General features: G+C 34.1%; 9 protein-coding genes. All 9 read right to left on the bottom strand.

Annotation, left to right across the window (positions count from 1 at the left end; genetic code table 11):
- Positions 1-227: 227 nt before the first annotated feature.
- The gene (locus ACFSSE_RS13545; RefSeq protein ID WP_379040327.1) at positions 228-1292 is read right to left on the bottom strand and encodes a T9SS type A sorting domain-containing protein; all 1065 of its coding nucleotides are present in this window, start codon (positions 1290-1292) and stop codon (positions 228-230) included.
- Between the two features lie 270 nt (positions 1293-1562).
- Positions 1563-2915, bottom strand: a complete 1353-nt coding sequence (locus tag ACFSSE_RS13540) for a T9SS type A sorting domain-containing protein (RefSeq protein WP_379040329.1) — start codon at positions 2913-2915, stop codon at positions 1563-1565.
- 359 nt (positions 2916-3274) lie between these two features.
- Positions 3275-3544, bottom strand: a complete 270-nt coding sequence (locus ACFSSE_RS13535) for a hypothetical protein (RefSeq protein WP_379040330.1) — start codon at positions 3542-3544, stop codon at positions 3275-3277.
- A gap of 205 nt (positions 3545-3749) precedes the next feature.
- Entirely contained in the window at positions 3750-4502 is a 753-nt protein-coding gene (locus ACFSSE_RS13530) for a rhamnogalacturonan acetylesterase (protein ID WP_379040331.1), read from the bottom strand.
- Between the two features lie 2 nt (positions 4503-4504).
- The gene (locus ACFSSE_RS13525; protein WP_379040332.1) at positions 4505-5923 is read right to left on the bottom strand and encodes a pectate lyase family protein; all 1419 of its coding nucleotides are present in this window, start codon (positions 5921-5923) and stop codon (positions 4505-4507) included.
- A 1-nt stretch (position 5924) separates the two neighbouring features.
- The gene (locus ACFSSE_RS13520) at positions 5925-7433 is read right to left on the bottom strand and encodes a pectate lyase family protein (RefSeq protein WP_379040333.1); all 1509 of its coding nucleotides are present in this window, start codon (positions 7431-7433) and stop codon (positions 5925-5927) included.
- Between the two features lie 75 nt (positions 7434-7508).
- Complete coding sequence (locus ACFSSE_RS13515) at positions 7509-9065, bottom strand: DUF4957 domain-containing protein (protein WP_379040334.1); 1557 nt, start codon at positions 9063-9065, stop codon at positions 7509-7511.
- Between the two features lie 18 nt (positions 9066-9083).
- The gene (locus ACFSSE_RS13510; RefSeq protein ID WP_379040335.1) at positions 9084-10853 is read right to left on the bottom strand and encodes a RagB/SusD family nutrient uptake outer membrane protein; all 1770 of its coding nucleotides are present in this window, start codon (positions 10851-10853) and stop codon (positions 9084-9086) included.
- 22 nt (positions 10854-10875) lie between these two features.
- Complete coding sequence (locus ACFSSE_RS13505) at positions 10876-14052, bottom strand: SusC/RagA family TonB-linked outer membrane protein (RefSeq protein WP_379040336.1); 3177 nt, start codon at positions 14050-14052, stop codon at positions 10876-10878.
- Positions 14053-14152: the final 100 nt, after the last annotated feature.

Below are 14152 nucleotides of genomic sequence, written 5' to 3'. Positions count from 1 at the left end.
AGAATGAAATAATTTACAGGAAAAAATTGGTTCTATCTTTTTAATTGGCTATACAATAATAGGCTGTTTTAGGCTGATAAATAAGGTGTTAAGGGAATAAAAATGTGCAATCGTTGTCGGGAACGATGCCGTAACATTTATTGTTTATCTGCGAATTTTTTTACGCTTTTCTAAACAAGAAAGGCCCAGAAATTTCTTTCCGAGCCTTGTCAAAATATAACCAATTTTTATTTTTTAACGAATTTGATTGAAGAGCTATCGGTTTGATTATCAAAAATCAATAAATATGCTCCGGATGTTAACTGAGAAACATTAATACTACTTGAAGTAGAACTCACTCCTGCAGCACTTTGTAAAACTGTTCTTCCATCTGCTGTTAATATTTTAAAGCTTGCACTTGCGTTAGCAGCAGCATGTTTAACATTTAAAGTTTCTTCAACAGGATTTGGATAAACAGATAAACCAACAGCAGCTTTGTTTGTTACAGCAACTATTTTACTGATTGTTGAAGCCCCGTCATTATCATACTGAACTATTCTGTAATAAGAATTTCCAGGATTTGAAGTGTTATCTGTAAAAGAATAGTGGTGTACACCTGCAACGTTTTTGCTTGGCAAATTGCCAATAGTTGTAAAATCGCTACTATCTGTTCTTTTTTGAATCTCAAAGTTTTTAGTATTTACCTCATTAGTAGTGCTCCAGTTTAAATCTACTGTTTTACCAAAAGCATCAGGTTTAGCTGTGAAAGAAAGAAAATCAAGTGGTAAGGTAGCGGACGAAATACTAATAGTATTTACTCTTGTATTTCCATCAAATGTAATTCCTATGTTAACTCCTGTTGTAGCGTTTTGAGCTACATTTAATCCTGTAATTGTAATATTACCACAGTCTAAGGTTCCACCATTACCAGCTATAGTGGTAACTATTGTGACATCCGCTGTAACATTAACTCCATTTACGGTTACCGCTGTTACTGTTCTTGAAGAGGTGCCACCAGAAGAATTTCCGGAAATTACGATATTACCAACAGAACCTGATTTATAGTTCAAATTGAAGGACGCTAGCTGAACTCTTCGAACCGCAGGAGCACAAATATTAGATGATGAAGTGGTAGTTGAAGCCGGATAGGTAATGACATCTCCTCCCGAAGATGTTGTATAGGTAAAACTAGTTGCCGCATCAGTGATATCACCGGCTTGTCTATACAACTGAACAGTTTGAGCACTTAACTCGTTGTTGAACGATAGCAATAATAAAACTACTGCTGTTAAATAAAGTAATTTTTTTTTCATAATAATTTTTTTACGATTTTATCTCTCATAATGTATAGTTGAGATTTTAAAATCAGGTTTATATTAAAAATTGGTTATTCAATATTAGCAACATAATATGTTATAAAAGGGATTTTAAGACAATAAAAATGTGCAATCGTTGGCGGGAACGATGCCGTAAATTGTATAATAAAAAAGCAGGACATCATAAGGTATCCTGCTATATGAATTCACTAAAAAAACAGGAAGTCTTAAGAGTAAGACTTCCTGTTGTGGTTTATTTTAAATTCTTTATTTTTTGATGAATTTTAAAGTAGATTGCTGCCCAGCACTATCATAAACTACCAAATAAGTTCCTGTACTTAAGTTAGAAATATCTAAACTTGTAGAGGTAGATCCTTCTGTCACGGCTTGAGTTACTAAATTCTTACCTTCTAAACTTAGAACTTTAACAGACCCTTTGGTTGCTAATGCATGAGCTATATTTAATACTCCATCAGTTGGATTTGGAAAAACACTTAAGCTTATGCCAGTTTTTATATTTACTGTTACAATATCACTATAATCAAATTCACCATCATTATCTACTTGTTTTAAACGGTAATAAGCATTTCCTTTGGTTGCATTATTATCTGTAAAGTTGTAATTATGAATGCCCGTTGTATTATTACTTGGTGTTTTGCCTATTGCTGTAAACGCTGTAAGGTCGGTTCTTTTTTCGATGATAAACTCCTGAGTATTTACCTCATTGGTAGTTCTCCAATTTAAGTTTACAGATTTACCTAGAGCATCTGCTTTGGCTGTAAAAGACAGAAAGTCTAAAGGCAGTGGAACATCAGTTGGGAGTGCTGCATCGCTTGTCTTACCTGACAATGTAATATCTCCTCTAATTTGGATCCCTCTGCTACCAGATGAACTAGGCTCAGTTCCTCTCATGTATGGATAAAGACGAACATAAAATTTTTTACCAGGTTCTACATTTATTTGCAAGTTTGTAAATGTTATTGTCACAGCAGCTAAAGTTGTTGAACCACCATCAGTGGTATTATTCCTCTTTGCAGGTGAAGGACTTGCTTCAGTTAAGCTTACTGCTTGAGCCTCACCTGTAGTTTCACCTGTTTTAACCCAGTATGTACCGCTTTTATAAAAATCTCTAAAAGTAATACCGTCCACAGAGTATTTAGCTATCATCCTTACATCTCCTGTTCCAAAACCAATCACTGGTATAGAAATCCCGCTAATTTGCAACCACTTTCCGGCCGCTGTTGCTTGCATATTATACTCCATGTAACTAGCAGCACTGTGCTTTCCATTATTGTCAGGGGCAGTATCTTCCCAATAAAGTGTTGGGTTAGCAGTATTAGCTGGGTTAGGCATAGCAATTCTCTGCCAATTAGAATTATCACCTGATGGTGTTACCGCACCCCCTGCATTCTGGGTACTATTACTAAAAATACGTAATCCCCCTGCTAACACCATTTCGGCGGCTACATCTGGAGATACAAAAGTTGTAGGATTTACTGTACCGGCTGCATTAGTTCCACCTAATCCCCATACTGCGAATACATCTGTTTGTGCAGAAACTGTAGTTGCAGAAATTAATGAAATACCCACTGTTAGGAAGTAAAGTAATTTTTTCTTCATGATAAAAGAGTTTAAAAGTTTATAACTATTTAATTTATATTGGTTTAACAAAAATGCTCAATTAACTAGTATGGTTTCCGTAAATTATTATCCATTTTTTATAGGATATTATCTTAATGCTTGATTTTGATACACAAAACCCCAAAGCCAAGAAAAAAAGAAATGTAAACTTATTGATGTTTAATGTTGAATACCTTCATACTTTACATTATAATTTATAATAGAAAAGGATGGATATTCTTAGTACAGAAAAAAAATTAAGCAAAAAAAGATGTTTCAAAATGATGCTCATTGAGAAAATTATGCTGAAAATATAAGTGAGGTTTTTGAAGATAATAAAGAAACAAAACACAATTTATTTAAGCCTTCCAATCAGATAAAATATCATCCTTGGTGTAATCTATATCTGAATTTGATAATTGACGAGGCACCTTTCTGTTTCGCCTGTTTAATGAAGTAAACCAGGTTCTTTCGGTAGTCTTTTGGTGCATTTTACCTGTCTTTATATTTTTCTCCCTTTGCTTCATCATTATGCCCAAACTGAATAAAAACATAATCGCCTTTAGATAAATTTTGATAAAGAGCATGCCACAAACCTTCTGCAATAAAGGTGCGATTGCTACTTCCATTCTTCGCTCAATTTTCTACAACAAAATTGCTTGTGAAATATTTTTTTTTTTTAAGGGCCATTCCCCAACCTGTTTTTGGGTACTTTTTTTTTATTGTGTTGGCGATTGTAGAATCTCCCACCAACCAAATTTCATGTTATTTATTCCTAATGTTTTAAGGCCGTTAATATCATGGCAAATCCCATAAAAAACAATCGTTTCATGATTAATTTTTCTTTTTAGGCGCTACGATGTAATTGCTTAAAGGTAATTGTAATACATTAATTTCTTTAAGAACCAATTCAGCAATCATTCTAGCTCCCAACTCATTAAAATGTGTATCGTCTCTTTTCCCCTCCGGATAATTTGGATTTTGATTGGGTGCTAAATGGTTATATAAAAATTTCGATTTTTCTAAACCCAAATCTTGCAACAACTCCATACTTTTGGATGACAAATCTATCAACGGCACATTTAATTTCCTTGCTAAATCTCTTACCAATTGAGCATAGACTTTATGGGTATCAATCACTTTTCCGTTTTCATCAAAAGCCCTACGAGCCACTGGCGTAATTAATACAGGGTAAGCTTCATTACTTCGAGTTTCTTTTACGTATTTGGTAAGAAAATTTACATATTCAGTCGGATTGGTGTATGTTTTTTTAGTTTCCACTTCGTCATTATGCCCAAACTGTATCAGTACATAATCTCCAGATTTTAAAGAATCTACAATAGGTTGCCATCTATTCTCTTTATCAAAGCTACTGCTACTCCTTCCATTCATCGCTTTATTGTCAACTTTTACCTCGCTGTTGAAAAACCAAGCAAAAGGCACTCCCCAACCCATTTCAGGATATGTATTAACTGCTTTTATTGATAATGTTGAATCTCCAATTAAATAAACCGTAATTTTTTCTTTGGTTTTAAAACTGAAAAGGGTGAAAATTGTGACACAAAAAACAAATACAGCTTTCATCATTTTTAATAAACAAGTTGATTGATATAGACCTCGATATTGGTGTAGTTTTTATCAAGTGCAAATAAACCTGAATCGTCTTTATTAAGATCTAACTTCATTTTTAGTTCCCATTCATCCGGCATACCATCTTTATCGGTATCTAATGGTGCTATTGTTGATTTTAAAGCGGGCCAAGCGCTTTTAGAAACTTCATAAGACGTACCATGCTTAAAACCACCTTGTACATCAATGATTTTACCTGTTCTATCAATCACATCCTTTATCAAACGTTGGTCTAAAGTATCTCTTAAAGGGCGTATTGCTCCCGCAAACTTCAATACATTTTTGTACGCTTCACTTGGTTTTTCTGTTGGTATATCAACTACAGTAAAAGGGATTTCAACCAATACATCTTTTTTATCTGCTTCGGTAAATCCCTTATCCAAATGCACTCCTAAAGTGTTATTTTTAGTTACCTCTTCAAAATCTACCACTTCATTATTCGTAACATAAAACTTTCCAGTACCTGTTCCTTTTAGGTAAGAAGGATTTACAATTCTTCCTTTTACATTTTTATTGGTAGATGGACCAGAACGGTAATAGTTAGCTACTAAATTATACTTTCCTCCTTCGCCACCATAAATATTATTATGTCCCCAGTTATAAATTACGTTGTTTCTAAAATCCACTAATTCTTCTGAAGCACCCAATCTTGCTCCATTGAATCTAGGGTTTCGGCTATTTGAATGTACAAATAAATTATGATGGGCGGAGAAATGCTTACCACCCCAAATGCCTCCATAACCGTGGTTTTCAAAATCCTTGTCTCCAGTTTCAAAATGATAGCTATAATTTAAAGGTTCGCTCATGATATTCCATTGAAGTGTGGTACTATCTCCTTTATAAACAGAACAAACTTCATCTGTACTCCAGCTCATACTACAGTGGTCAATAATGATATTTTTTCTTCCGCTTGCACTAAATGCGTCGTCAGATCCTGCACCATTAACCATTCCTTGATTCTGATAACGGTCTCCCATTCTAAAACGTAAAAACCTAATGATGACATTATCTCCTGATAAAGAGACAGGATAATCTGCTAAACAAATCCCATCACCCGGTGCAGTTTGCCCAGCAATTGTTACATTGCCTTTAATATTTAGCTTTGATTTAAGGTGGATTGTGCCAGAAACTGCGAAAACAATTACCCGAGGGCTATTACTTGCTACTGCTTTTCTTAAACTTCCTTCGCCTTCATCGTTTAAATTGGTTACAATATAAATTTCACCTCCTCTGCCTCCAGTAGTATATTTCCCAAAACCTTCGGCACCCGGAAAAGCAATAGGTTTAATTTTTTTCACCTGATTATTGGCTTTTTGCGATGCGCAAGAAATTAAGAAGCCTGAAATTAATACAAAGGAAAACACTTTAAAAAGCTTCATGCTATTTGTATTGATTTTCGGTTATTGTTGCAACAATGCTATTTAAATACACTTCGATATTATCATAACCAGTACTTAAATCTTTTCCGTTTGCGTTTGCCACTGTTGGATTTAATTTTCTTTCAATCTCCCAAGCATCAGGCATTCCATCGCCATCCGAATCTAAAAGCGGAGTGGTTTGTACTAATGTAGGCCAACCCCCAACATCACCTTGTTTATCAATTATACCTCTAAGTCCTGATACCGAACCGTTAAAAGTTGCCGTTCCATCCCTTACTTCTCCGGTGATTCTGGTGTCAATTGCATCACGCTTAAAGCTTGAGCCTACATACTCCAACACTTTAGTATAGGCCTGCTCTGCGGTATGAATAGGAATAGCTAAGGCCTCAAAAGGTGTGGCTTTTTGTGTCATCAACATGGTGACTCCTGAATCATAACCCACTCCACCAGTCCAATTGTCTGCTGTTATAGCAGCATTACCAAACACATAATTTCCAGTAATATAAAAAGTGCCATATCCAACTCCATATAAGCTAGGGTTTGGTGCGCTAGTAGCATTATCTTTAGAAATTCTCATTATAAGGTTTCTTCTATTGGTTGGAGTTGCAGGGCCATATTTGTAATAATTATTTACAATATTATATTGTCCATTTTCTCCACCATAAGTACTATTACCTGTCCAATTGTAAATTACATTATTTCTATAGTCAACCTTATCTATACCGTACTTACCAATACCTGTTCCGCTTCCATTGCTGTACCTTAATCCGCCATCAAATCTTGGAGTTCTGTTGGTATGATGAGCTATTAAATTATGATGAAATGTAGCAGGACTTCCACCCCATATTCCGCCATAACCATGCGCACCTTTAGCATGACCAGAGTTATTCATGCTCTCGGAGATGATACACCATTGCATGGTAAAGTTTTTAGTATGGTAAAAGGAAGCGACTTCATCTATAGACCAGCTCATGGAGCAATGATCCAAAACAATATTTTCTATTTCCCGACCCCATATCGCATCACTTTCTATGGTGGCAACATTTGTATCACCTAGCCTAAATCTTAAGTAACGTATAATAACATTGCTAGCGGTAACATTGGTTTCATAATCCTGTAAACAGATACCATCTCCGGGAGCTGTTTGCCCCGCAATGGTTATATCGCCATTTCTAATTTGCAAACGGCTTCTTAACTTTATGTTACCAGAGACTTCGAAAACAACAATTCTAGCACCAGATGCCTCTACAGCTGCCCTTAAACTTCCTGAACCACTATCATTTAGATTAGTTACTTTAATTACTCTTCCGCCTCGCCCACCGGTGGTGTTTTTACCCGCACCTTCTGCACCGGTAAAAGCATAGGCTGTTTCGGTTACTTTTATTGGGCCTTGGGTTACTGGAGGTACAATAACAGGAGGTACAACAGGTGTAGGCGAATCAGTTACTTTTGACTTTTTACAGCCAAAAACAATTATTACAACTAGCAGTAATATTAAAATTCTTTTCATTTTTAAATTTTTAAATTTCTTCTTACAAAAGAAAGCGGCTGTTTTTCTAAAAACAGCCGCCTTTATTATATAAATTTATCTCCACCTAGCATCGCCTATTCCGTTGTTTTTTAAATCCAAGTTACTAATAGTAAAATTACTCGCACTAACATTTGAAAATCCTGGATTTAAAGAGGTAAATACTCCGGTATCATTTTTAGATCCCGCAATTGCACTCGCTGTAAAATTTGGTGAATTAAAATAATTATTATTAGCAACTGTTGTTAAAGTGGTTGAGGTTTGGTTAGTGTAGTAACCTGCCGAATTAGCAATTATATTTTTGGTAAAAATAATTTGATGAGATGCTAAACGAATATATAAATACCTTTTAGTGTTATCAGTAATTACATTATTAAAAGTGTTTGTTCTAATCGTAATTATACTAGTCTCTTGAGGAAAATTAGTTGAACCTCCAGCGTCCATTCTAAACAAGTCTCTATTTGTAACACAGTTATAAACTGTATTATTTTCAAAAAGAAAAGTTTTTGCCAAACCCTGTCTAAAATCTATAAAATCTCCGCCAACAGAAGTAATACTATGTATTAAATTATTCTTAAAAGTTACAGATTGAATTAAGGTTTTATTATTAACATACATTAATCCTTTGATATAATTTTTTATCTCACAATTCTCAACAGTTAACCCACCGTATGCATTATCTAATGCTTCGTCGAAAATTATTGCTTGATTATCATTTAATGCACCCGTACCATTTAAAATCATATCTTTTAAAGACAAACCAGAATTAGCTCTAATTCTAATAACTCCTCCGTTAATAATAGGTTTATCAGTAGATTTTGCACCTTGTATAGATATTGTTTTACTAACCAAAATATCTCCATTTATATTATAAGTACCTGGCAATAATGCAAAAGTTTCTCCTCCAGTTGCAGCAGCAATAATACTAACCAAATTATCTGTCGGAGATACTGAAATTGCACCTTTTAAATCAAGCAGAGTTGTAAAAGTTATTGTTCCACGCGTCTTAGTTCCATTTAAAAGTGCGGCTGTATATAATGTTTCTCCCGTAAGTCCGGTTATTGTTGCTTGTCCAGCAGTTATCTCTGCAGCAGTAATAGGGCGTACAATATTACCTGGCGCTAAAGTAATTGAGGTTGCAGTTTGACCAGGTGTCCAATTTAAAACTACAGAAGTAGCTTGAATGGTTGATTGAGTTACAGGTAGAAAAATCTGCTCGGCAGCAGTAGTAAAGGTTACAGCTACATATTTAGAATCTTCAATATCTAAACCTACTGCTTTTACTCTAACAGAGTATGCAGTTGCTCCAGCTAAATCATTAACTGTATATGGAACTTCAGCAAATTTTATTCCTTCTACAGTTTTTACAGCTGTACTAGAAAAATCTAAAGTGCCATTCTCAAAAATCTCCACAGTATAACTATCTGCATTTTTAACTGCTTTCCAAGTTAAACGCACTCCGGTTTTATTTACCACAATTGCTGTTAAACCGGTTGGCGAAAAAGCTTGGTTAACACCTAAAACTGTTGATTCTTGAAATTCATCTTTACAACTCGCCAAGGAAAATATCCCAGCTAAGAAGAATATGGGTATAATTATATTTTTAGTTTTCATCTTGTTTTTTATTGAAAATTAAAAGTTTTTGTTGTCTAACGTTAAATTAGAATTATCTATAAAAAATTGCCAAATTGGCCATACTGGTTGGCTATTAGGATCATTAATAAAAAGAGCATTCCAATAAGTTACAACATCTGAACTTGAAGATAATGTCCAAGTTTTATTCGATGTATATCCTCCTAAAACTCCAGCGGCATCGGTGTCACCAAAGTTTAACCCATAAATTTGGACAGTTTCTCCATCAGCTGCTGTTCTGTAATAAATTTTAGCTGGAAGATTTGCATATTTTCCTTGTCTGGCATCTAATTGCTGTAATTTAGTTTTTGCTTCATTTAATTTAGTGCTTAATAAATTCCAACGAATTAAGTCTGCTTTTCTTAACATTTCTCCACAAAATTCTAATGCTCTTTCATCTACAATTGCTGAAGAAAATGATGCTTTTGACGCAGAAGCTGTAGCCATAAAAGCGTCAACTTTTGCGCTATTGTTGGGATATGCCCTGGTGCGTATCATTTTTAAATACGGTGCTGCTGCAGCTGGCCCATCAAGTTCATTAATCGCTTCTGCTGCCATTAGAATAACATCTGCATAACGCATATACATCCAATTTAAGCCATCGTCATTTGTAGAAGTTACAAATCTTTTAAGCCACTCGTAACGGTATTTTCCGAAATAAAATTTTCCTACTACAGGTACTTGCACACCATTTGTCCATTCGTAAGGCACTGCAGTAACATCTCTACGTACATCCTCTTTTTCATATTCAAAAAACATTACTGGATTTACACCATCAGTACCTCCTCTGTTTTGACCAGTGTATTTATCAACTGTTGTATGTCTAACTCCCATATCAAAAATGACTCTTCCTCTACCTTCGGCAAAAGGAATTTCCCACATAGATTCTAAACCCGCCCTATTGGTTTCGGCATTAAAAGTTTTAAAAACCTCCTCAAAACCTAACAATCTTAATTTACCACTATTAATAATATCCAAACATTCTTGTTTAGCAATTGCATACATTTTATCAGGAGCAAGATCCGGGTCAGTACTTAAACGGGTTTGACCATCTAAATGCTTAGAGAATCCACCAGCATACAAAGCTAATCTAGCTCTCAAACCTTTAGCAAAAGCTTTATTTACTCTTTCTACAGTACTAGTCGTAGCTGTTTCATTAGGCCAAGGTAATAGTGCAGCAGCTTCATCTAGATCTGCTAATAATTGTTTGTAAACAACATCTTTATCACTTCTTGGTAAGTACTGAGTTTCTGTAGTGATGGGTTCAAAACGGGCTGGAACATTCCCCCATCCCTTAACCAGATCATTATATAACACTGCTCTGAGAGTTAAAATCTCTCCTAATATTTGAGCTAATTGTGGGTTACTTTGTACATTTCCGTATGTTCTTAAGCCTACAATAGCAAGATTTGCCCTTTCTATTGCTTCATAAAATTTTGCCCAGGCATTGTTGCTAGTATTCATTTGCCCATTATCAACATTAGTATTATAGTTAGATAATCTGGCTTGTTCTGCCGTGATGTTTTTTAAACTGTTGTATACTTCTACATCATTATTAACACCATAATTAACCAAATACCTACCTCTATAAGAATTTGTTTCGCCAAAAGATTGTAATATTCCTGCTAATGCTGACTCTGCAAGAGCTGGTGTTGAGAAAACAACAGAGGCATCTAAGGCAGATACATTTGGAGCATCAAGGGTGTTTTTACAGCCACTTATAAAGTTAATGGCTGTAATTATTGTTAATATATATATTATCTTTTTCATCTTTCTAAAATTTAACTAAGTATTAAAAATTAACATTTAAACCAATCACGTAAGTTTTACTCTTAGGATATGCTGAATAATCAACACCTGGAGTTAAAGGATCGTTACGTCTTGTAGAAACTTCTGGATCAAAACCAGAGTAGTTAGTTAGTAATAATAAATTATAACCTGATGCATAAACTCTTAACGACTTCATTTTTAATTTTGTAGTTATACTTTTAGGTAAAGTATATCCTAAAGTTACAGTACCTAATCTTAAAAAAGAACCATCTTCTACTGCCCAATCACTTAAAACATATCTAGACATGTAAGGAGACCATAAACTAGAATTAGCATTTAAAGCCTCTAGCTCTGTAGGGTCATTACTAATGGTCCCATCAGGTTTTAGGTTATTCCAACGCTGACCGTTTTCCATAATAGTAAGCATGTTTCTTGAACTGTATTTACTTGTAGAAGTATATTCTATTTTATTGGCATTATAAATATCGTTTCCATAACTCCAGTTAAAATATGCAGCAATATCAAAATTATAAATTCTTGAATTGATGGAAAATCCACCAGTATTTAATGGTGTAGCATTACCAATAATTGTTCTATCGGTTAAGTTTACAAAACCATTTCCATCTGTATCTACCAATTTCATGGTACCTGGTCTTAAATTCCCTACAACACTAGTTGCATCTGCAACACCTGGTTTTAATACCCATTTATTGCCTACGTATCCTGTAAAATCAGACACTTCATAACGACCAGCATTTTGATATCCGTAAATACGACCAACAGAAGCACCTTCAGTTACTCTAAAATCTTCACCAATTTCTGTAGATGCCCAACCAGATTGTGCTGCATAATTTGCTAAACCACCTAAATCAATAACTTTATTTCTATTAAAACTGATGTTGCCATTAAAGCTTAAATCGAAATTATCTTTTCTTATTGCGCTCCAATTTAAAGCAAACTCAAGTCCTTTATTTTCTGTCTCTCCTAAATTACGATATTGATTGTCGTAACCTGTACCTGCTACTGGGAATAAGATTAATAAATCTTTAGTTCTATTCAAGTAAGCCTCAACTGTACCAGATATTCTTGAATTTAGTAAAGAAAAATCTAAACCTATATTTTTAGTAACTGTTGTTTCCCACTTCAAATCAGGATTAGCCATAGTTTTAGACGGCGCCAAAAGATTTGAATAACCGTTTGAATATATAGGTGTACTTGCAGAGTTTGGCTCTAACAACTGAACTGTTTGTCCTGGAGGAATATTGTTATTACCTGCAGTACCATAACTTGTTCTTAACTTCAAATCATCTAACCAAGATTTAGTACCTTCCATAAAATTCTCTGCAGATATTCTCCAAGCGGCTGATGCAGAAGGGAAATAACCCCATCTGTTTCCTTCTGAAAATTTAGAAGAACCATCTGCTCTAAAAGTAGCACTCAATAAATATTTACCTTTAAAGTCATAATTTGCTCTACCAAAAAAAGATAACAAATTATCATCAGGACTAAATGTTTTAGTGCTTTTGCTTTCTTTACCTTGCCCTGTTAAATTCTTAGCATTCTCAAAATTAAAAGATGACGGGAATCCATAAATTAATGTATTATAATCATTTTCCTCCCTCTTAATATATTCTTGACCTATAACTACATTTAAATTATTATTTTTATTTAAAATCTTCTTAAAATCGTAGTTTAAAGTATTTGTGTTTCTAAAAGTGTTTCTAGTTGTATTATTAAATATGATGGCAGGAAAACCTTGGAAATTTGCAACATTGTTTGTTACAAAATAAGTAGTGGTACCATAAAATCGATCTTGATCATTTTTATAACCATCGTAACCCAATTCTGTACGAAACTTCATATTCTTAACCACCTCATAAGTTAATGCCCCATTTAAATTGTACACTTTTCTTTGCACAAATTGGTCATTATCACTTATTGCTTCGCGAGGATTGTATAAGTTAAAATCAGGATCGGTTAAATCATTATCCGTTAAATCTCCTACTGGAAATGGTGGATAAATCATCGCATATTTTAAACGAGAGTCTGCAGATGATTTCTCATTTTGCTCATTAGCTCCTCCACCTTCAGTTTTCGTGTCAGCATATCTAATTCCAAAATCTAAAGTCAATTTATCATATAGTTTATGATTTAATTTAAAATTCAAGTTTTGTCTTTCGTAGCCAGAACTTAACATAATTGCTTTATCTTTCACAAAACTATGGCTTAAACTAAATTTAGTTTTTTCACCACCACCGCTTATATTTAAATTTTGATTATAAGTAGTTCCTGTACGTCCAAAAACAACATTTTGCCAATCATTTGGTACTACTTGCTTATACAAGTCTATATCTTGAAAATTACCAAAATATCTAGTGTAATCATCAGGGCTATTGTCTAATAAAGATCTTTCGTATTGAAAAAGAGCATAGTCATACGGAGTTAAAACATCTAAAGTTTTTGATAACTCTCTAATACCTGTAAAAGAACTCAAACTAATTGCTGTTTTTCCTGTTTTGCTGTTTTTAGTAGTTACTAAAATAACCCCATTTGCGCCTCTCGAACCATAAATAGCTGTTGATGAAGCGTCTTTCAATATATCAATAGATTCAATATCAGCAGGTGCAATATCAGAAATTGAAGCTACCGGAAATCCATCGACAATATATAGTGGAGAGTTATCTCCAGTCAAAGATCCACCTCCTCTTACTCTTACAGTAAGCTCAGCATCAGGAGAACCTTCAGTAGATGATATATTAACACCAGCAACTCTACCTTGAATTGCTTGTATAGCAGAGGAAACAGGTTGGGCAGCAATAACATCAGCACTCACTGAAGAAACAGCTCCTGTTAAATCTTTCTTTCTCACAGTACCGTAACCGATAGCAACTACTTCATTTAACTGTACAGATTCACTCTCTAATGAAATACTAACTACTTTTTGATCAGTTAATTTTACTTGCTTAGACTTATAACCTAAATATGAAAAAACCAAAGTTTCTCCAGTTTTTGCTTTAATGGAATATGATCCATTAACATCAGTTAATGTTCCGGTAGATGAGCCTAAAATAGAGACTGAAACACCTATTAAAGTTTCTTTGTCGTCGGTTACCTTTCCGGTAATTACTCTTTCTTGAGCAAATGAAATTCCAAAACTGAAATTTACAATTGCCAACAGGAGTAGTAGTTTTTTCGTCATAGTTTTTAATAAATTGGTTTTATAAAAATTAAACCCAAAAAAATACATCCAAAAATTTTAAAATTTACTAAGATGTAAAAGAATTTTCTTCGGTTTTTTT

It is taken from the genome of Pedobacter alpinus, assembly GCF_042684645.1.
GTDB lineage: Bacteria > Bacteroidota > Bacteroidia > Sphingobacteriales > Sphingobacteriaceae > Pseudopedobacter > Pseudopedobacter alpinus.
Note: the sequence above shows the minus strand (reverse complement) of the source record. Positions and strands in the feature narration are given on the sequence as shown.